Annotated in this window: 15 protein-coding genes; 11 read left to right on the forward strand and 4 right to left on the reverse strand. The window is 58.6% G+C overall.

All coding sequences use genetic code 11. From position 1 onward, the window contains the following. Positions 1-180: 180 nt before the first annotated feature. The 7 genes from ACM6IV_RS19235 to ACM6IV_RS19265 all read left to right on the forward strand — a co-directional run bounded on the left by ACM6IV_RS19235 (position 181) and on the right by ACM6IV_RS19265 (position 12,600). Positions 181-1,185, forward strand: a complete 1,005-nt coding sequence (locus tag ACM6IV_RS19235) for a GlxA family transcriptional regulator (RefSeq protein WP_414871199.1) — start codon at positions 181-183, stop codon at positions 1,183-1,185. A gap of 122 nt (positions 1,186-1,307) precedes the next feature. Further along, on the forward strand, positions 1,308-2,846 hold the full coding sequence (locus tag ACM6IV_RS19240; protein ID WP_414871200.1) for a mechanosensitive ion channel family protein: 1,539 nt from the start codon (positions 1,308-1,310) through the stop codon (positions 2,844-2,846). 360 nt (positions 2,847-3,206) lie between these two features. Continuing rightward, a complete protein-coding gene (locus ACM6IV_RS19245) occupies positions 3,207-4,298 on the forward strand; it encodes an efflux RND transporter periplasmic adaptor subunit (protein WP_414871201.1) in 1,092 nt (363 codons plus the stop codon). Further along, the gene (locus ACM6IV_RS19250; protein ID WP_414871202.1) at positions 4,298-7,459 is read left to right on the forward strand and encodes an efflux RND transporter permease subunit; all 3,162 of its coding nucleotides are present in this window, start codon (positions 4,298-4,300) and stop codon (positions 7,457-7,459) included. Before ACM6IV_RS19245 ends, ACM6IV_RS19250 begins: the two co-directional genes overlap by 1 nt. Positions 7,460-7,966: 507 nt before the next feature. Next, entirely contained in the window at positions 7,967-10,231 is a 2,265-nt protein-coding gene (locus tag ACM6IV_RS19255; protein ID WP_414871203.1) for a nitric-oxide reductase large subunit, read from the forward strand. Between the two features lie 278 nt (positions 10,232-10,509). Beyond that, positions 10,510-11,457: an MBL fold metallo-hydrolase gene (locus ACM6IV_RS19260; RefSeq protein WP_122608887.1), complete on the forward strand. Its 948-nt coding sequence runs from the start codon at positions 10,510-10,512 to the stop codon at positions 11,455-11,457. Between the two features lie 321 nt (positions 11,458-11,778). Next, complete coding sequence (locus tag ACM6IV_RS19265) at positions 11,779-12,600, forward strand: alpha/beta fold hydrolase (RefSeq protein WP_205993895.1); 822 nt, start codon at positions 11,779-11,781, stop codon at positions 12,598-12,600. Positions 12,601-12,672: 72 nt separating this feature from the next. On the opposite strand, the gene ACM6IV_RS19270 is transcribed toward ACM6IV_RS19265, so the two are convergent. Together ACM6IV_RS19270 and ACM6IV_RS19275 are read right to left on the reverse strand one after the other, a co-directional pair. Further along, positions 12,673-13,038 (reverse strand): YajD family HNH nuclease, encoded by a 366-nt coding sequence (locus ACM6IV_RS19270; protein WP_414871204.1) that lies wholly within the window; start codon positions 13,036-13,038, stop codon positions 12,673-12,675. 48 nt (positions 13,039-13,086) lie between these two features. After that, positions 13,087-13,773: a spermidine synthase gene (locus ACM6IV_RS19275; protein ID WP_414871205.1), complete on the reverse strand. Its 687-nt coding sequence runs from the start codon at positions 13,771-13,773 to the stop codon at positions 13,087-13,089. A 79-nt stretch (positions 13,774-13,852) separates the two neighbouring features. Here ACM6IV_RS19275 and ACM6IV_RS19280 point away from each other — a divergent pair, with 79 nt between their 5' ends. Next, positions 13,853-14,137, forward strand: coding sequence for a hypothetical protein (locus ACM6IV_RS19280; RefSeq protein WP_186612709.1), 285 nt, complete (start codon positions 13,853-13,855; stop codon positions 14,135-14,137). Here ACM6IV_RS19280 and ACM6IV_RS19285 read toward each other — a convergent pair. Both ACM6IV_RS19285 and ACM6IV_RS19290 read right to left on the reverse strand, forming a co-directional pair. Next, positions 14,134-14,607 (reverse strand): Crp/Fnr family transcriptional regulator, encoded by a 474-nt coding sequence (locus tag ACM6IV_RS19285; RefSeq protein ID WP_250603558.1) that lies wholly within the window; start codon positions 14,605-14,607, stop codon positions 14,134-14,136. The two genes, ACM6IV_RS19280 and ACM6IV_RS19285, sit on opposite strands and share 4 nt — an antisense overlap. Before the next feature lie 201 nt (positions 14,608-14,808). Beyond that, positions 14,809-16,863, reverse strand: coding sequence for a S9 family peptidase (locus ACM6IV_RS19290; RefSeq protein WP_414871206.1), 2,055 nt, complete (start codon positions 16,861-16,863; stop codon positions 14,809-14,811). Positions 16,864-17,100: 237 nt separating this feature from the next. Between ACM6IV_RS19290 and ACM6IV_RS19295 the strand changes: the two genes are divergently transcribed. From ACM6IV_RS19295 to ACM6IV_RS19305, 3 genes are read left to right on the forward strand one after another with little or no spacing between them, the layout of a single operon-like run. After that, a complete protein-coding gene (locus tag ACM6IV_RS19295; protein ID WP_414871207.1) occupies positions 17,101-17,598 on the forward strand; it encodes an MFS transporter in 498 nt (165 codons plus the stop codon). A 15-nt stretch (positions 17,599-17,613) separates the two neighbouring features. Next, positions 17,614-18,390: a class II glutamine amidotransferase gene (locus ACM6IV_RS19300; protein WP_414871208.1), complete on the forward strand. Its 777-nt coding sequence runs from the start codon at positions 17,614-17,616 to the stop codon at positions 18,388-18,390. A 12-nt stretch (positions 18,391-18,402) separates the two neighbouring features. Beyond that, the gene (locus ACM6IV_RS19305; RefSeq protein WP_414871209.1) at positions 18,403-18,945 is read left to right on the forward strand and encodes a DUF2937 family protein; all 543 of its coding nucleotides are present in this window, start codon (positions 18,403-18,405) and stop codon (positions 18,943-18,945) included. Positions 18,946-18,958 lie beyond the last annotated feature (13 nt).

Raw genomic sequence — 18,958 nt, forward strand, 5'->3', positions numbered from 1 at the left:
GAGATGAGTGCTCACCGTCTGCGGGCCATTTCAGCGGGCGCCGGCTGCATACGGGACTGATGGCTGCGGCAAAAAATGCTGTCGGGGCTTATCCAGCGGTATCAGAACCCTAAACCAATGGATACTAGGCCACGCGGTCTTGGGCCACGCACAATTCGGTTTTTCAGGAAGAGTCTCTTCATGACCGGTTCTGCTCTTGCTGTCCCGCTCAATCGCCCTCGCACCGTACTGTTCATAGCGTTCCCGGAGATGGGCCTGCTTGATCTGACCGGGGCGCAGACTGTTTTCTGGGCGGCAGACAAGGCCATGAACGAACGCGGCCTGCCGGGCTATCACTGCCTGACTGCCAGCACCGCTGGCCGTTTAACCAGAACGGCTGAGGGATTGTCCGTGGCTACGATGCGACTGTCGTCGCTGGCAGAGGCGCCCGTTGACACGATTATGGTGCCAGGGGCGCCAGAGATTCTCCGGGCACTGGACAAAAACGCCGACCTGATCGACTGGCTGGCCTGGATGGCGCCGCAAGCGCGTCGTACAGCGTCGGTGTGCAGTGGCGCATTTCTACTGGCACAGGCCGGCCTGCTTGACAGCAAAAGGGTGGCAACTCACTGGGCGATGTGCGACATGTTTGAATCACGATTCCCGTCAGTGAATGTCGACAAAGATGCAATTTTCATTCAGCAGGACACGGTCTGGACATCGGCGGGAGTAACGGCCGGGATCGATTTGGCACTCGCTCTGGTCGAGGCCGATTGCGGGCGCGATGTTGCGATGCAAGTCGCCCGCGAACTGGTGGTTTTCATGAAGCGACCCGGTGGGCAATCGCAGTTCAGCGAGATTCTTCAATCGCAAATGCGTGACGGTGATACGTTTGCCGAATTTCATATCTGGCTAACCGAGAATTTGTATCGCGAAGATCTGGATGTCGATGCAATGGCGCGCCAGGCGCACATGAGCGCGCGAAATTTCAGCCGCGTCTACAAGCAGAAAACGGGGCGTCCTCCGGCCAAGGCCCTGGAGGTTTTCCGCCTCGAGGCGGCGCGCCGTCTGCTGGAAGAATCTGATCGCAATATCTCGCAGATAGCGTCCGCTTGCGGGTTCGGTGATGAAGAGCGCATGCGGGTCACTTTCCAGCGTCATCTTGCCATCTCCCCGCGCGATTACCGCACCCGGTTTTCCCGATGAGGGGGGCCGTTTCCCAAGCGGTATGACGCGCACTCCAGCGTTTAAAACAACAGACTGATCCGGCCTGTGTTGGCCCCACGCGCTTACGCGTTGTCCGGCCTTGGCTGCCGCGGATCGTGTCATTGCGGTTGAGTAAACAGTGGTTAACAGTTTCTGCCTGTCCCGGATCGTCCGGGGCAGGTTTTTTTATGGGGCAGGGATACGTCATGGTTGAGTCGGTGCACATCTATAACTTGATTGCCATCTTCCTGTTGCTGGCGCTGGACCTGTTGATATGGCATGTCACGCCTTCCATTTACGTGCTCCGACGGAGCGCTGTACGCATCGCGCTCTTTCTGTTGTTTTCCTGGCTGATTTTCGCCATTGGCATCAGTCCATTGCAGCCGTCGCCGTGGCCCGACGATGTCGCTCTGAATATGTTGAGTACCGCCGTCGCGGTGGTGTGGTGGTTCTTCGCGGCGCGGACGCTGACGGTGGCAATCAGCGCGATGTTTTTCAATCGAGGCGCACACGGCGCCCGCCTGTTTCAAGACATCATTGGTGCGGCGATTTTTCTGGTTGCCATTGTGGCAGCCGCCGGATACGTCATGCAGTTACCCGTCAAAGGGCTGCTTGCCACTTCGGGCGGGATGGCGATTGTGGCAGGCCTGGCACTGCGCAGCACGTTGAGTGATCTGTTTTCCGGGATTGTCCTGAACACGACCAAGCCCTACGAGGTGGATGACTATGTGCAGATTGACAGCATCAAAGGCAAGGTGGTCGATATCGACTGGCGGGCGACCCACCTCATGACTTCCCATGGCAGCATGGCCGTGATTCCTAACGCTATCGTCGCCAACGCCAAGTTACTCAATTTCAGTCGCCCACCCGATAGTCATGGGGTCAGCATTACTTTGCAGGTGCCCTCCGACACCCGTCCCGGCAGAGTTATCGAGGCGTTAGAACGAGCGCTGCAAGGCACGCGTCAATTGAGTCACTCTCCACCGGCAAAAGCTTCGGTGAAAAACCTGACCATGGAATACACCGAGTACGAGGCCAAGGGTTTTATTTCTGCCATGTCCCAACATACAGAGGTGCGTAACCAGTTATTCGATCTGGCTCATCGGCATCTGGAGGCGGCGGGAATAAAACTGGGTCACACCACGCAAAGTCTGACGGCACAAGCTGCCGCTGCGCGAGACTGGAGTCGCCAGCGGCTGCTGCTTGAGGAAGTGAAGATATTCCGTTCGCTGACTTCTGTTCAGAAAGACCAGCTCGCTCAGGAAATGCACGTCCTCGAATGCCAGCCCGATCAGGTGGTACTTGAATACGAAGAAGTGTCTGAATGTTTAATGATTGTCAGCACGGGGGTGATCTCCCTGGCCGTGCATGACGGTGAGCGTCTGGTCGAGGCAACCCGGATGGGGCCGGGCGAGGTACTGGGCGAAGAGGGCATTCTGTCGGATGCAGCCTCACGCGGTCAGTTCCGCTGCATCACTGGCTGCTTGTTGTTTCGCATCGATAAACCGGCGCTGTGCAACTACCTGGAGGACATTGGCGAATTGAAGTCGGCGCTGAACAAGTTGCAATTGTTTCGTCAGGGTGTGCGGCAATCGTTGTTGCTGCAAAAGCCTGTGGAAGTCAAAAAGGGTGGTTTTTTACGTTGGTTGAAAAATGTCTGAATCGGCGCGCGAGCGGGGACCTGTCGCTGACCTCGGGGGCACTCGGGTTTGACGCGTGAAACACCCGACATGAACGCACTGACTGAAGCGCCAATGGCTGGGCCAGGCAAACGCTTCACTGTTGTCACGCCGATTACGGATTTGGTTTCGGATATATAAAACCTTTGTATTAAATTTACATGCGCCAAGGTGATAGGTGTTACATCCGGCCTTCGCCAAACTATTCAGCCTGTAAAACAGTAATCTCGCGCTACAACTATCGACTCGTAGTTAGTGCGTGAGTCCACTCTCGTGCTGAGTATTCGATTAATGAATTTCTTCCGTCCTTCCCCGTTATGGAAAGTACTGGGTCCTGCTGCCATGTTGTTGACTATCGCAAGTATGGGCGGTTGCGAACAGGCATCATCGCACGGGCAGGGCGTTCCGGTTGCCCAAGTGCAAATCGAGCCAGTGCAAGTACGAGAAATTCGTTTATGGGATCCGTTCAACGGGCGTGTTGCGGCTGTCGATAATGTCGACATTCGACCCCGCGTCAGCGGCTACATCACCCGCATTGCCTACATCGAGGGAAGTGAGGTGAAACGTGGTGACTTGCTCTTCGTGATCGATCCACGGCCTTACCAGACCGCTCTGCAAGTGGCACAGGCGCGACTGGACAGGGCGCGGGCAACCGTGGTGCTGAGCGAGGCGCAAAGCGGCCGTGCGCAACGGCTGTTCCAGAGTAACGCGGTGTCGAAAGATGACGCGGAAACGCGGCAGGCAACGTTTCTACAAAGCAAAGCCGATGTCCGGGAGGCGGAGGCCGCCGTGGCGCGTGCCAGACTGGACCTTGAATTTACAGAGGTTCACGCGCCCGTGGCGGGCCGTGTCAGTCGCGCCCAACTGACCCTCGGCAACCTGGCCGTGGCTGATCAGTCGCTTCTGACTACGGTGGTATCCCAAGACCCGGTCTACGTGTATTTCGATCCGGATGAACACGCTTGGGCGAGTTATCAGGAGCAATTCGTACAGCGGGGGAACTTGCCTGTTCGCCTCGGGCTTGCCGGTGGGCAGGACTATCCCTATGAAGGCAACGTCGACTTCTTTGACAACCAGGTTGACTCCAACACCGGCACCCTCCGCGCGCGCGCGGTGGTGCGCAATCCGCAGCGACGGTTGACCCCTGGGCTTTACGCTCGGGTGCAGTTGGCGGGAGGTGGCGGCCGCCAGGCGTTTCTCGTGGATGATAAAGCGGTGCTTACCGACCAGGATCGCAAGTATGTCTACGTACTCGGGAAGAACAGCACCGCCGAGCGGCGCTATGTAACGCCAGGCCGGATGCACGAAGGGTTGCGGGTGATAGAAACCGGGCTGGACGCAGGCGATCAGGTGATCGTCGGTGGCCTGCAACGCATCTACTACCCCGGTGCCCCCGTGCAAGCCACGACAACGCTGCATGCGGAGACGCGTTGATGAACATCTCGCGTTTCTTTATCGAGCGCCCCATCTTCGCCGTAGTGCTGTCCGTGATCCTGTTTGCTGTGGGGTTGGTTTGTCTGCCCCTCCTGCCGGCCGGCGAATACCCTGAAGTCGTGCCTCCCAGCGTAGTGGTACGCACCACATGGCCGGGTGCCAACCCAAAGGAAATTGCCGAGTCCGTCGCCATTCCTCTGGAAGAAGCGATCAACGGCGTGGAAGGCATCATGTACATGAAGTCGGTCGCCGGTTCCGATGGAAGCCTCAGGGTGGTCGTGACCTTCACTCCTGGTATAGAGCCCGACATTGCCGCAGTGCGCGTGCAAAATCGTGTGGCTCAGGCGCTTAGTCGTCTGCCTGAGCAAGTGCGCCAATACGGCGTGACCACGCAAAAGCAATCCCCGACGCCCCTGATGTACGTCAGCCTGTACTCACTGGACAACCAGTATGACTCGCTGTATCTGCGCAACTATCTGACGCTGCATATCAAGGATGAGCTTTCCCGACTCAATGGCATTGGTGACGTCGGGCTTTACGGGGCGGGTGACTATGCCATGCGCATCTGGCTCGACCCGGGCAAGTTGGCCACCCGTGGACTATCGGCGGGGGATGTACTCAGGGCCGTGCGCGAGCAAAACGTTCAGGTTTCCGCCGGGCAACTGGGGGCTGAGCCCAGCCCGGGTAAAACCGATTTTCTCGTCTCTGTAAACGTGCGCGGTCGATTGCAGACACCGGCCGAGTTCGCAGACATCGTTCTGAAGACCGGCAACAATGGGCAAGTTGTACGTCTGGCCGATGTGGCCCGGGTTGAGCTCGGCGCTGACGATTACACCATGCGTGTTTTCCAGGACGACCAAAACGCGACCACCGCCGGGATTTTCCTTTCTCCGGGTGCCAATGCGCTTGGCGTGGCTGCCGCCGTTTACCGGACGCTCGACCGCCTGGCCGAAGACTTTCCCGAAGGTGTTACCTACAAGGCCGTGTGGGACCCGACCGTTTTTGTCCGTGAGTCGATCGCTGCTGTGGAACACACCCTCGTTGAGGCCGTGCTGTTGGTGGTTCTGGTCGTGATCCTGTTCCTGCAAACCTGGCGCGCCTCGCTCATCCCCTTGGTTGCAGTGCCGGTATCGGTCATTGGTACGTTCGCCTTCCTCTACATACTGGGCTATTCGATCAACACATTGACACTCTTCGGTCTGGTATTGGCGATCGGAATCGTGGTGGACGATGCAATCGTGGTCGTGGAAAACGTCGAGCGTTATATCGCGCAAGGCCTCACGCCGCTAGAGGCGGCGCACCAGGCGATGCAGGAAGTTTCCGGCCCCATCGTCGCGATTGCGCTGGTGCTGTGCGCGGTGTTCGTGCCCATGGCGTTTCTGGACGGGGTGACAGGCCAGTTCTATAAACAGTTTGCCGTGACCATCGCCATTTCTACGGTGATTTCGGCGTTCAATTCACTGACCTTGTCGCCCGCGCTCGCAGCACGCTTGTTGCGCCCTCATGGCAGCAAGCGGGATCGCCTGACGCGTTGGATCGACTTGCTGTTCGGTCGATTTTTCTTCGGGTTCAACCGGTTTTTCCAACGCAGTTCCCAGCGTTACGAAAGCGGGGTAGGGCGCGCCATCCATCACCGTGGGCCGGTTTTCCTGCTTTATGCGGGTTTGCTGGCAGCAACCGGCGTGTTGTTCCAGGCCGTGCCGGGTGGCTTCATTCCCACCCAGGACAAACTGTATTTGTTTGGCGGTGCGAAATTGCCTGAAGGCGCGTCGTTGGCGCGCACCGCCGCAGTGACCCGGCAGATAGGCGAAATCGCCCGAAGCATCGACGGCGTGGATTACGTTCCCGGTTACGCCGGCCTCAATGCCTTGCAGACCGTCAACACGCCCAATCTCACTGCCGCTTACATCGTGCTTAAGCCGTTCAATGAACGAAGCCGAAGCGCGGTATCGATAAACACTGAACTCAATGAACGCTTCGCCAGGATCACCGACGGCTACGCATATGCGTTGATGCCCCCGCCGATACAGGGCTTGGGTAATGGTTCGGGGTATTCGCTGTACCTCAAGGACCGCGCGGGGCTGGGTTACGGTGCGTTGCAAAAAGCACTGGATGCCTTCATCGCAGAGGTTGCCAAGACCCCGGGAATGACCTACCCCGTGAGTTCTTATCAGGCGAACGTTCCGCAATTGGAGGTACGCGTCGACCGGCTTAAGGCCAAAGCTCAGAATGTGCCTCTGAGCGACTTGTTCGAGACGCTGCAGACCTATCTGGGATCCGTCTATCTGAACGATTTCAACCAGTTTGGACGGGTCTATCGTGTGATGGCGCAGGCCGATGCGCCATCGCGTCAGCAAGCTGAAGATATCACCGCGCTCAAGGTGCGTAATGCGGACGGTCAGATGGTTCCGGTGGGGGCCATGGTGACCGTGATCCCCTCATATGGTCCGGATCCGGTTATCCGCTACAACGGCTTTCCGGCGGCTGACGTCATCGGCGATTCTGATCCACGAGTATTGTCCTCGGCTCAGGTGCTGGCAAAGCTACAAGACATTGCGGACAAGGTACTCCCACATGGCGTCGAGCTGGAATGGACTGACTTGTCCTACCAGCAGGCCAACCAGAGCCATGCTGCGCTCGTGGTCTTCCCTATGGCAGTGCTGCTGGTATTTCTTGTATTGGCAGCCCTGTACGAAAGCTGGAGTTTGCCGTTGGCGGTGATTTTGATCGTGCCCGTGTGCATGTGCGCCGCACTGCTGGGTGTGTGGCTATCGGGCGGCGATAACAACGTTTTTGTACAGGTCGGTCTGGTGGTTCTGATGGGACTGGCCTGCAAGAACGCGATCTTGATCGTGGAGTTTGCGCGCGAGTTGGAAATCCACCAGCACATGTCGCCCACCCAAGCGGCGCTGCACGCCTGTCGCCTGCGGCTACGCCCGATCATCATGACCTCGGTCGCTTTTATCGCTGGTTCTGTCCCTCTGCTTCTGGGCCACGGGGCTGGCAGCGAGGTTCGTCTGGCTACCGGGATTACGGTGTTCGCCGGCATGCTCGGGGTGACGCTCTTCGGCTTGTTCCTCACCCCGGTGTTCTACGTCGCTATCCGTAGCCTGGCGTCGCGTGCCGAAGCTTTGGACAAGTCCGGGGAACTCATCGAATGATCAAGTCGCACCGGGTGGCTGAACAACGCCTTGTGAACGATTGGCCCGGCCCTTTCGCCTTGGCCGGACACAGGCCGATGGGGGAGCAACGTGTTGCCGGTACGCCTGGCCTGTTCATAGACCTCTACTACCGTCCAATTACGCTTCGGCCGATCGCAGCATGCGCTGCATGTACGCATGACTTGTCTGCGTGACGATACGGCCAAAGTACTTATGCAAATCAGGCTGCCCAGGGGCGAGTGCAGGTGGCTTTGCCGTGTCACTTATACGGCAAGCGTTAATCGCGCGTGGGCGTTCTGACAACCGGGAAGTTGCAAGGATCTTTTCCGGTTTCTGCCCGAATTGTCGCGCAGCAAAGATGGAATGAGTGGCCAGTATGGGCTGGCGATGTCCAATAAAAGTCAGGAGTGTCGATGAATAACTTCAGTAACTTAATGGCGCCATCAGGCATCGCGTGTGGAGTCTGTCAGGCATCCACCCTGTTCACTCAAGTGGGGTGCAGCTCCGATGCGTGAATATAAAAAACTCTGGTGGACCTTAATTGGGGTGCTGGCGCTGACGTTCGGGCTTTTAGGCTGGTTCGGTCGAGAGATCTATCGCCAGGCTCCGCCTGTTCCGGCGCTGGTACAGAGCATCAGTGGCGAGCGGCTGTTCACCGACGACGACATCCTCGATGGCCAGACGGCCTGGCAAAGCGTCGGCGGCATGCAATTGGGGTCCATTTGGGGGCACGGCGCGTATCAGGCGCCTGACTGGACCGCTGACTGGCTTCACAGAGAACTGTCGGCCTGGCTCGACATGGCTGCCGAGGACACCTACAAAACCTCGTTTGATCGACTTGATGACGCCGCTCAAGCGGCCCTTCGCCAGCAACTCAAGCGCGAGTACCGTGGCAGTCAATTGCACGATGGCGTGCTCACACTGAGTGCCCGCCGCGTTTCTGCGATGCGCCAGACAGCCGGCTATTATGTCGCGCTGTTCGGCAACGATTCCGCTCTTCATCAAAGTCGTGTGCATTTCGCGATGAAGGAAAATACGCTGCCGGATGCTGCGCGTCGCGAGAAGCTTACGCAGTTCTTTTTCTGGACGGCGTGGGCCGCGTCGACGGAACGCCCCGGTCAGGTAGCGACCTACACCAATAACTGGCCGCACGAGCCTTTGATCGATAACAAACCAACGGCTGAAAACATCATCTGGTCAATCGTCAGCGTTGTTTTGCTGTTAGCGGGGATCGGCTTACTGGTGTGGGGATGGGCCTTCTTGCGCGATCAGGAACAGCAGCCACCCGTTCCACCCGAGCGGGATCCTTTAAGCCTGATCGCCCTGACCCCCTCGCAGCAGGGGCTGGGCAAATACCTGCTGTTGGTCGTGGCGCTGTTGATGTTCCAGGTCATGATCGGAGGGGCCACCGCGCACTATACCGTCGAAGGGCAAGACTTCTACGGCATCCCGCTTTCCCGGTGGTTTCCGTATTCGCTGATGCGTACCTGGCACCTGCAAAGTGCGGTGTTCTGGATCGCCACGGGTTTCCTTGCAGCAGGACTTTTTCTGGCCCCCATTATCAATGGCGGCAAAGATCCGAAATGGCAGAAGGAGAGTGTGGATGCCCTGTTCTGGGCCCTGGTCATTGTCGTTGTCGGATCCTACGCCGGTAACTACCTGGCGATTGCTCAGCTCATGCCACCGGAGTGGAATTTCTGGCTGGGCCACCAGGGTTACGAGTACGTAGACCTTGGTCGTGTGTGGCAATTTCTCAAGTTCGCCGGGATTGCCTTCTGGCTGGTTCTCATGCTGCGCTGCATCGTGCCTGCCCTGTACAAGCCGGGCGACCAGAACCTGCTGGCCTTGCTCTCGGCGTCGGTCGTTGCGATAGGCCTTTTTTACGGCGCGGGTTTATTTTATGGCGAGCGGACCAACCTGTCGGTGATGGAGTACTGGCGCTGGTGGGTCGTGCATCTGTGGGTAGAGGGCTTTTTCGAAGTCTTTGCGACCACGGCATTGGCGTTCATTTTCTCCAGCATGGGCCTGGTGTCCTCACGGATGGCCACCACGGCCAGCCTGGCCTCAGCCTCACTGTTCATGCTGGGCGGGGTGCCGGGTACCTTTCACCACATCTACTTCTCCGGCACGACGACGCCAGTCATGGCCGTGGGCGCGATGTTCAGCGCGCTGGAAGTTGTGCCCCTGATTGTGCTCGGCCACGAAGCGTGGGAGCACTGGCAATTGAAGTCGCGTGCCGTGTGGATGGAGCGGGTGCGCTGGCCACTGATGTTCTTCGTGACAGTTGCATTCTGGAACATGCTCGGAGCCGGCGTCTTCGGCTTCATGATAAATCCACCGCTGTCCTTGTATTACATACAGGGGCTGAACACCACGGCGGTGCATGCCCACGCTGCACTGTTCGGCGTATACGGCTTTTTGGCGCTCGGGTTCATTCTGTTGGTGTTGCGTTACATTCGGCCGGAACTTGAGTTCAACGAGCGTCTGATGAAGACCGCTTTTTGGTGCCTCAATGCAGGCCTGGCGTTGATGATCGGTGCCAGTCTGTTGCCGATCGGATTGATTCAGTTTTATGCGAGCGTCAGTCAGGGACTCTGGTATGCACGAAGCGAGGCCTTCATGCAGCAGGACATATTGCAAACGTTGCGCTGGATCCGCACGTTCGGCGACGTGGTTTTTATCACCGGTGTGTTCGCCGTGTCCTGGCAGATCGTTAGCGGTGTGTTCAGCATTCGATCCAGAGCCACCAGGGTTCAGACATTGGCCCATTGACGGGTAGTTGAGCGTCAAGTCACGGGGCCCGCTTTTTAGCGGGCCTTTTCATGATCAGCAAACAGCCATCCAGCAGTGCCGGTCATGCAAACCTGTTGTTGGGAGTGTTCACCCTAAAGCGTTAGGTACAGGGCGCACCAGGCAGTAAAAATTTATACGCAGGTATGGTTTCGAGGGTTCAGGCCCCGGCGCAGACTCATTGCATGGGCGATACACCGCTCTCGCGTCCGCAGGGCCGTATCGCCTGAGAGTCCGAGCCGAACTATAGGAAAACGATCATGACCACGTTTCTGAATCATCCCGCCGCAACGTCCGACAGCAGCGACATTCCGCACTTCGAAGAGTTGGCTGGCGAGGAACTGGTTCCCTCGCGTTATGCACTGCGTATTGGCGACATTGATGTCATGGTAGTGAGCGATGGTGTTCTGCCTCTGCCCACTCAGACGATGTCGACCAACGTCGATCCAGCCGCTCGCGCAGCCTGGTTCAAAGAAATGTTTCTCGGGCCGGACGCTTTCGACTGGGCGCTGAACGTCCTCGTCGTGCGCAGCGCAGACAAGGTCATTCTGGTCGATGCCGGTCTGGGGGGGCAGTTCCCGGGCTTTCCGCGGGCCGGGCAATTTCCCAAGCGGCTGCAGGCAGCCGGTATCGAGCTATCGTCTGTCACGGACGTGATCATTACTCACATGCACATGGACCACATTGGCGGACTGCTGGTTGATGAGGTGAAGAGCCAGTTGCGCGCGGATCTGCGAATCCATGTGTCGGCCACCGAAGTCGCGTTCTGGAAGGCACCCGACTTCTCGCTGACATCCATGCCCGAGCCTGTACCGGACGTGCTGAGAACCACGGCCAATCAGTTCATGAGCGAGTACGGCAGCAAAGTACGCACGTTCGAGGATGAATATGAAGTAGCCCCCGGCGTGGTGGCCAGGCTCACGGGGGGACATACCCCTGGGCACAGCGTGGTTTACGTCAATTCCGGTGGCCAGCGGTTGACGTTTGCAGGCGACGCTCTGTTTCCGGTCGCGTTCGAACACCCCGATTGGCACAACGGTTTCGAACACGATCCTGAGGAAGCCGTTCGTGTTCGTGTGCGCCTGTTAAAAGAGGCGGCGTCGAGCGGCGAGCTGTTTGTCGCCACTCACCTGCCGTTCCCTTCCGTTGGCCGTGTGGCCGTCGATGGTGACGCATTCCGTTGGGTCGCGAGCTTCTGGGATTACTAAACCACTCATGGTTTTCCGGGGGGCTGCAAGTAACACCTGTCTTCAGTGACACGGGACTAGCCCCCTGAAAATCGCGCAGTGCGCGGCTCCAGCCAGGTTCACGAGTTCTCGGGTTTCACATTCTTAGTTTTCAAATCTCATGCTTTGCCAAGAGAAGGAGGCACTGTGTCCGACACAAAAAATATGCCGTCGAGTTCGCGCCGTCAGGTGCTGAAAGTCGGTGCAACTGCGCTAGCGGCAGGTTCACTTTCGGCAATGGTAATGGGCAGTGAAGTTGCTCAGGCTGCAACGGCTTCGAAAACAAAAGAGGGGCAAGGCGCAATGACAAGTTTTACCACCCACGACGGCACTGAAATTTTCTACAAGGATTGGGGCACAGGGCAGCCGCTTGTCTTTCATCACGGCTGGCCGCTGAGTTCCGATGACTGGGATGCCCAGATGCTTTTCTTTGTCTCCAAGGGCTATCGAGTGATTGCTCATGACCGGCGCGGGCATGGCCGTTCGACTCAAACCTCTGCTGGCAACGACATGGATACCTATGCAGCGGATGTCGCTGCTTTGGTCGCTCACCTCAAGTTGAAGAATGCTATCCACATAGGGCACTCGACAGGCGGCGGTGAAGTGACGCGTTATGTCGCCAAGTATGGTGCGGGCAAGGTTGCCAAAGCGGTTTTGATCGGCGCAGTTCCCCCCGTCATGGTGAAGTCAGCGCGCAATCCAGGCGGGCTGCCATTGGAGGTGTTCGATGACTTGCGGTCCGGGTTGGCTGCAAATCGTGCTGAATTTTACAAGTCGGTTCCGATCCCGTTTTATGGCTATAACCGTGAGGGAGCGAAAGTCCTGGAGGGCTTGAAAGACAATTGGTGGCGGCAAGGCATGATGGGGAGTGCCAAGGCGCAATACGATTGCATCAAGGCGTTCTCTGAAACGGATTTCACGGAGGACTTGAAAAAAATCGACGTGCCCGTGCTCGTCTTGCATGGGGATGACGACCAGATAGTTCCGATCGCAGACTCAGCGCAGCTCTCGATAAAACTTTTGAAGAAGGGCACGCTGAAGATTTACAAAGGCTTCCCTCATGGCATGTGCACCACTCATGCCGAGGTTATAAATGAAGACCTGCTGGCATTTATTGCACAGTAAGAAAGAGAGCCTCACAGATGACGGCATGTATTCTGCGAGGCTGTAAAACACTGGCTGTTTTTTTATCCTGAATCACTTTTTCATCAGATCAGCCAGTGCTGCAAAGGGGTTATGTGTTACCGATGAGCGCTTTGGCGAATTCAAAGAAGATTCCGAAAAGTACTGCTGATCGGTATAGCGCGAGTGTTCGTTGTCGTGGCAATACAGGCACAACAATTCCCAGTTCGAGCCGTCCTGCGGGTTGTTGTCGTGGTTGTGGTCGCGGTGGTGCACGGTCAGTTCGCTCAGGCGCTTGCCGGAAAACTCCCGGGCGCAGCGGCCACAGACGTGCGGGTACATCTTCAGGGCCTTGTCGCGGTAGCCCATTTCCTTGTCGCGCTGGTTGTCGGCAAGGATGCGATCCAGCTTCGACGTGTTGGTGGGGGTGGACGAACTCATGGGTTCACCTTTGTAAAAGACTGATGACGGTTATGGGCACAGTTTAGCTCAGCCTTTGAGCTTCTCGGCAATCCAGATCGTGTGGCGTGTGCCCTTGTTGCCATGGGCGAAGACCTGGACTTCTTCGGCCTTGAACCCGGCCTTCTTCAATTTGTCGGAAAACTGCCGGTCGGCACTGGCCGACCACACGGCCAGCACGCCTTTTGGGCGCAGAGCTTTGGCGCAGGCATTCAGGCCAGCGGCGGAGTACAGCCAACTGTTGGCTTTCTGGGTCAGGCCTTCGGGACCGTTGTCGACGTCGAGCATGATCGCGTCGAAGCCGTTCGGCTCGCTTTGCAGCACATTGGCCACATCGTCCTGACGGATCACCGTGCGCGGATCGAGCAGCGGTCGGCCGGATTTCTCCCCGAGCGGGCCACGGTTCCACTCGACCACGCCGGGCACCAGTTCAGCGACTACCACTTCGGCAGTCTTGCCCAGATGCTTGAGCGCGGAGGCGAGGGTGAAGCCCATGCCCAGGCCACCGATCAGTACCCGCGAATCCGGCCGGCCAGCGACCTTGCGGCAAGGAATTTCCGCCAGCGCATCTTCGGAACCGTGCATGCGCGTGTTCATCAATTGCCCGCCGTCGCCGCCCTGGATCTTGATGACGAAGTCCTCGCCATACTCGAACAGGCACAGGGCACCGCCGCTTTCAGGGATCGGGGTGGTGTCGAGCAGAACGAAACGTTTCATGGAAATCTCTACAAGGGGGAAGGCAAGCAGGCCCGTTGGGAGTAGCCTGAGCGCAGACTAAGGCCAAACGGAGCCCTTGATGAAGCGCACCATTCTAACGGTCATTGCCCTGGCCGCGCTCTCGATTACTGCAGTGCAGGCGCAACAGGCCATTCCGCTCAGCCCGGCGCCGCAACCCGGCTCGCCCGGCACCGCGACACCGACGCCGTACCCGCAGATCACGCCGATCAATATTCCCAAATCCGGCGCCGGCAGTGGCAGCCCACCGCTGGTGCCGATCGAAATGCCCAGCCCGCCAAGCAAGGATCAACCGGTACCGGGCATCGAACCGAGCGGCACCAAGGCGAAATCCCCCGGCGGTTAAACCTGTTGCGCCGCCAGTTGGCCGTCGGCCATGCGCAGGCGTTTCGACAGCGAGACGGCGAGGGCGCGGATGATCTTCGCGGCGATTTTCGGTGCGTCGTTGAGCATTTTTTCCAGCGAATCCTTGCCCAGATTCAACAGTTGGCAATTGCTTGCAGCGATGCAGGTGGCTGACCGCCGTTCGCCGTCGAGCACGGCCATTTCGCCGAACGCCCGACCACTGCGCAGGGTGGCCATGGTGATGACCTGGCCATCGGGCCCGGTTTTCTGCACGGCGACCTGGCCGGTGTGGAGGATGCACATGAAACTGCCGGCATCGCCCTCGCGGAAAATCGCCTCGCCTTCGGCCACGGTGCTGATGCTGAAGTAGCCGGCAGCGGCTGCAAAGTCGGCCAGCTGCAATTGATCGAACAGGCCGCAGTCCATCAGCCAGTCGCGGATTTCGTTGTTCAGGAAGGTCGGTTCTGACATGTCGTCACGGTCTTTTTATTGTCTCGGTATCAGGTTCTACCCGATCCAATGTAGGAGTGAGCCTGCTCGCGATAGCAGTGTGTCAGTTACCAATGATTTGAATGACAAACCGCTATCGCGAGCAGGCTCACTCCTACAGGAGATCTGTGGGTATCGGCCTCTTGGGTCTGCAATTAAGACCCAAGGGACCGACGGAGTTCCTCAGGCCAGGCCCAAAACCTTGAAAACAAATGCATATTCGAGCGCTACGTCACGTAATCCCTGATAACGCCCGCTCATCCCGCCATGCCCGGCGCCCAGTTCAGTCTTGAGCAGCAGCACGTTGTTATCGGTTTTGGTCGCGCGCAATTTCGCCACCCACTTGGCCGCCTCCCAGTACTGCACGCGGCTGTCGTTGTAGCCGGCGATGACCAGCGTCGCCGGATAATTCTGCGCGCTGACGTTTTCGTACGGCGCATAAGCCTTGATCCGCTCGTAAACTTCCGGATCTTCCGGATTGCCCCACTCGTCATACTCGGTGACGGTCAGCGGCAGTTCCGGGTCGAGCATGGTGTTGAGCACATCGACGAACGGCACTTCGGCAATCGCCACGCCGAACAGATCCGGGCGCTGATTGAGCACCGCACCGATCAGCAAACCACCGGCGCTGCCACCGCTGATCGCCAGTTTTTCCGCAGTGGTGATGCCGTTGAGGATCAGAAACTCGGCACAGGCAATGAAGTCGCTGAAGGTGTTGTGCTTGTGCTCCTGTTTGCCGGCGCGATACCAGGCCTCGCCCAATTCACCGCCACCGCGCACATGGGCAATGGCGAAGGCCATGCCGCGATCCAAAAGGCTCAGGCGCGCGTGGGAGAACCACGGATCAAGGCTCGAACCGTAAGCGCCATAACCGTACAGATACAGCGGCACCGCTTTACCGACCATTTCGCGCTTCATCACCAGACTGATCGGCACTTGCGTTCCGTCCGGTGCGGTGGCCCACAGCCGCTGGCTGACGTAGGCGTCGGCGTCGAACGGGCCGAGTACCGGGGTTTCTTTCAAAACCGTTTGCTCACCGCTGGCGAGGATCAGTTGGCGGACCTGCGCCGGACGATTCAACGCTTCGTAGCGCAGACGAATGCGATCGCTCTCGAATTCCAGGCTGTTCTGCACATAGAGGCTGTAGGCGGCGTCCGGCAATTGCACGCGATAAGGCGCCAGACCGTGTGGGTGAACTTCGATGATCGGCAGGCCACCCTCGCGCAGGCTCAGGGTCATGGCCTCGGTGTTGAGGCTGACGCCATCGAGCATCACGTCATCGCTGTGTGGGATCAGGTTCTGCCAGTCGGCTTCGCTCGGCGGCACGCCGGTGTCCGGCGCCTGATACAGGGCGTAGTTGATGCCATCACGGTTGGTGCGGATAAACCAGGTCCACACGCCATCGAGCATGCCATGATCGACATCGTATTCATGATCCTCGACCCGTGGCGCCAGACAGGTGAACGGCAGGTGCGGCTGATTGGCGTCGAGTGCCCAGACTTCGCTGGTGGTCTTGCTGCCCAGCGACAGCAGCAATTGCTGTTCGGAGCTGGAACGATAGCAATGCAGGAAGAAACGCCCGTCCGTCTCCTGGAAGACCTCTTCGGCAGCGGTGCCATCGAGGCGATAACGGAACAGTTTGTGCGGACGGTGCGTGTCGTCGAGTACGCCGAAGAACAGGGTCAGGCTGTCATTGGCCCAGGTCATGCTGCCGTCGCAGTCCTGAAACTCCAGTTCGCTGACTTTGTCGTTGGCCAGTTCCTTGACGAACAGTGTGTAGATCTCATCGCCCGAGGCATCGACGCTGTAGGCCAAGCGCTGGTGATCCGGGCTGATGCTGAACGCGCCCAGTGAGAAGAAACCGCCGTTGGCCAGTTCGTTCGGGTCAAGCAGCAGTTGTTCGCGGCTTTCGTCGAGGGTCAGGCTGTCGTCCGCCGGACGCGGGCAGCGGTAGTGCCGGGCGTATTCGTCGCCCGCGGTGGTGCGCGTGTAATACAGGTATGGACCCCAAGGCGAGGGCAGGGACAGGTCGGTTTCAAGAATCCGGCCCTTGATCTCTTCGAACAGGCTTTCACGCAATTCGGCCTGGTCGGCGGTTTGCGCTTCCTGGTAGGCGTTTTCGGCCTTGAGGTAATCGAGCACCGCGTCGGTGTCGCGCTCCTGCAGCCAGGCATACGGGTCGGCACCGGCGGCCTTGTGGGCGATCGGGGCACTGCTGACGTTGGCGGATTGGGGCATGGAAGGCTCTCGGACAATGTTCGGAATAAAGGTTTTCGCGGATCGTGAAACCGTCGCAGCCCCCTGTGGGAGCGAGCTTGCTCGCGAAGGCGTCCGGTCAGATGACATTGGTTTCACTGACCCACCGCTTTCGCGAGCAAGCTCGCTCCCACAGGGTTTGCTGCTGGCCGTCTGGTATTGGGACAAGCCGCACGGGCGAAAAGTCGTTACTATAAGCGCCTCTTTGCCTGCCTTGCCATGGACACCATGACCGAGAACGACTATCTGATCGCCTGGGGCCTCTACGCCTTTGCCGCCGTGGGCTGCCTGCTGGTATGGATGCGCCTGACCACCTGGATGTGGCGCTGGTTGCGCGAGCCGCTGCGCGTGTTGATGGCGGTGTTGCTGTTCAGCCCGACCATCATTGACCCAGTGAAAACCAAGGTTGCGCCGTCCATCGCCATTACTGCGCTGGATCTGGCCTTCAAGGTCGGCAACAACGCCTTGCGGGCAATCTCCGATCTGTTCATGTACGGCATGATTGCATTAGGCATCTACCTGATTTTCGTGCTGATCCGCTTACCGATCGAACGGGCTTCCCGCGCGCGCCGTGAACAGGCCGAAGCCGCCAAAGCCGCTGCCCGCGCCGATGATCGCGATGACGATCAACCGTTTGGCGGCGCCGGTGATGACCGTTACGGCCGCCCGCCAGTGCCGAACAATCCGCAGCGCATGCGGGTCGAGCCGCGCCTGTAACCCGAGAGTCCGCACATGTGTGAATTACTGGGCATGAGTGCCAACGTGCCGACCGATATCGTGTTCAGCTTCACCGGCCTGATGCAGCGCGGCGGCCGCACTGGCCCGCACCGCGATGGCTGGGGCATTGCCTTTTATGAAGGCCGTGGCTTGCGCCTGTTTCAGGATCCGGCAGCGAGTTGCGAATCGGAGGTCGCCAATCTGGTGCAGCGTTATCCGATCAAGAGCGAAGTGGTCATCGGCCACATCCGCCAGGCCAATGTCGGCAAGGTCTGCCTGTCCAACACCCACCCGTTCGTCCGCGAACTGTGGGGGCGCAACTGGTGTTTTGCGCACAACGGCCAGCTCGCCGACTTCACCCCGATCAAAAGCTTTTACCGCCCGGTCGGCGATACCGACAGCGAAGCGGCGTTCTGTGATTTGCTCAACCGCGTGCGTGCAGCGTTTCCGGAACCGGTCGATGTAGAGGCGCTGCTGCCGGATCTGGTCGCCGCCTGCGCTGAGTACCGCAGCAAAGGCGTGTTCAACTGCCTGCTCAGCGATGGCGACTGGCTGTTCTGCTATTGCTCGACCAAACTGGCGCAGATCACCCGCCGCGCACCGTTCGGCCCGGCACGCTTGAAGGACGTCGATGTCATCGTCGATTTCCAGGCGGAAACCACGCCCAACGACGTGGTCACGGTGATCGCCACCGAGCCTTTGACCGAAAACGAAACCTGGACCCGCTACGAACCGGGCCAATGGAGCCTGTGGCGACGCGGCGAATGCGTCAGCCAAGGCAAGACCGAATAAGGATTGCACCCCATGTTGCTCAGTTATGTACGGCTGGTGTTGTTTGCGGCGGGCCTGTTGATCGGTGTCCAGGTGCCGGGGTTCATCAACGATTACGCGAAACGTGTCGAGGCGCATCTGATTGAAGCGCAGACCGGTCTGCGCGGTTTTCAGGGCACTGCCGAGCAGTTTTTCAAGGGGGATATGCAGGCGCTGGTGGCGCATTACCGTGCCAGTGAAGACCCGATATTCCGCAGTGATGCTGATAGCCTGAATACCTTGCTCAATCGTCAGGTTGCACTGGACAAGCAGTTCCAGGCCATGCAAGGCCCGTGGTACATCCGCTTCCTGCAAGTGGTGCTGGCCGCCGACCCGGATATTCGCAAGGAAACCTGGAACGGTTACAGCTATCAGATTTTGCTGACGCCGGAAGCGATGATCTGGGGCATGAGCGGCGCGCTGTTGCTGTCGTTCGGCATTGAATGCCTGTTCCGCTTGATCGACTGGGTCGTACTCGGTGGCCGCCGCTTGCGCCAGAGCCGGCCGATCGAAGACCGTGACGTGCGCGGGTTGTAAAACCCGAGAGCAA

This window comes from Pseudomonas sp. IT-347P (assembly GCF_949768005.1).
Taxonomy (GTDB): domain Bacteria; phylum Pseudomonadota; class Gammaproteobacteria; order Pseudomonadales; family Pseudomonadaceae; genus Aquipseudomonas.

Excerpts from the sequence above, each read along its gene's own strand:
- ACM6IV_RS19235 (WP_414871199.1), top strand. The coding sequence starts at position 181 with ATGACCGGTTCTGCTCTTGCTGTCCCGCTCAATCGCCCTCGCACCGTA.
- ACM6IV_RS19245 (WP_414871201.1), top strand. The coding sequence starts at position 3,207 with ATGTTGTTGACTATCGCAAGTATGGGCGGTTGCGAACAGGCATCATCG.
- ACM6IV_RS19250 (WP_414871202.1), top strand. The coding sequence starts at position 4,298 with ATGAACATCTCGCGTTTCTTTATCGAGCGCCCCATCTTCGCCGTAGTG.
- ACM6IV_RS19255 (WP_414871203.1), top strand. The coding sequence starts at position 7,967 with ATGCGTGAATATAAAAAACTCTGGTGGACCTTAATTGGGGTGCTGGCG.
- ACM6IV_RS19260 (WP_122608887.1), top strand. The coding sequence starts at position 10,510 with ATGACCACGTTTCTGAATCATCCCGCCGCAACGTCCGACAGCAGCGAC.
- ACM6IV_RS19265 (WP_205993895.1), top strand. The coding sequence starts at position 11,779 with ATGACAAGTTTTACCACCCACGACGGCACTGAAATTTTCTACAAGGAT.
- ACM6IV_RS19270 (WP_414871204.1), bottom strand. The coding sequence starts at position 13,038 with ATGAGTTCGTCCACCCCCACCAACACGTCGAAGCTGGATCGCATCCTT.
- ACM6IV_RS19275 (WP_414871205.1), bottom strand. The coding sequence starts at position 13,773 with ATGAAACGTTTCGTTCTGCTCGACACCACCCCGATCCCTGAAAGCGGC.
- ACM6IV_RS19280 (WP_186612709.1), top strand. The coding sequence starts at position 13,853 with ATGAAGCGCACCATTCTAACGGTCATTGCCCTGGCCGCGCTCTCGATT.
- ACM6IV_RS19285 (WP_250603558.1), bottom strand. The coding sequence starts at position 14,607 with ATGTCAGAACCGACCTTCCTGAACAACGAAATCCGCGACTGGCTGATG.
- ACM6IV_RS19290 (WP_414871206.1), bottom strand. The coding sequence starts at position 16,863 with ATGCCCCAATCCGCCAACGTCAGCAGTGCCCCGATCGCCCACAAGGCC.
- ACM6IV_RS19295 (WP_414871207.1), top strand. The coding sequence starts at position 17,101 with ATGGACACCATGACCGAGAACGACTATCTGATCGCCTGGGGCCTCTAC.
- ACM6IV_RS19300 (WP_414871208.1), top strand. The coding sequence starts at position 17,614 with ATGTGTGAATTACTGGGCATGAGTGCCAACGTGCCGACCGATATCGTG.
- ACM6IV_RS19305 (WP_414871209.1), top strand. The coding sequence starts at position 18,403 with ATGTTGCTCAGTTATGTACGGCTGGTGTTGTTTGCGGCGGGCCTGTTG.